Source organism: Xanthomonas sp. BRIP62415 (assembly GCF_003993515.1).
Classification (GTDB): domain Bacteria; phylum Pseudomonadota; class Gammaproteobacteria; order Xanthomonadales; family Xanthomonadaceae; genus Xanthomonas; species Xanthomonas euroxanthea.
In genome coordinates, this window is sequence record NZ_QEZH01000039.1 from 1 (window position 1) to 415 (window position 415).

Here is a 415-nt window from a genome sequence, read left to right on the forward strand (position 1 = left end):
CCATTGGGTGTCGGCCTGGGCATCGCTGTCTTCCATCGCCGTCCCAAGCGATTTCAGTGCATCGGTGGCCCGTGTGGCTTCGGCGTTGGCGGCATCGGCCAGGGCAGGGTCGGGCTGTTCCAGCAGGCCCATTGCCTTGTCCAGCTCATGCCGGAAGCGCAGGTGATTGCGCTGCAACTGGTTGAGCTGTTCGCGCAGCATTGCGCGGTCGCCGCCGGCCTGGGACGGATCGTTGGCCGCATCCAGGCGAGTCAGTGATTCGGTAGCGTCGGGGCTGTAGATCAAGGTCGCCACCACCAAGTGGTAGCTTTCGATGTACGGGGTATAGACCAGCTGACTGTCGTCGCGCAGTGCGTCCAGCGCAGCGAAGGCTTGTTCGCTCAGTCCGGCATAGCCGTTGGAACCATTGCCAGAC

General features: G+C 63.4%; 1 pseudogene. It reads right to left on the reverse strand.

Going from position 1 to position 415, the window contains the following annotated elements:
* A pseudogene (locus EO141_RS20910) lies at positions 1–415 on the reverse strand (methyl-accepting chemotaxis protein); the annotation flags it as partial.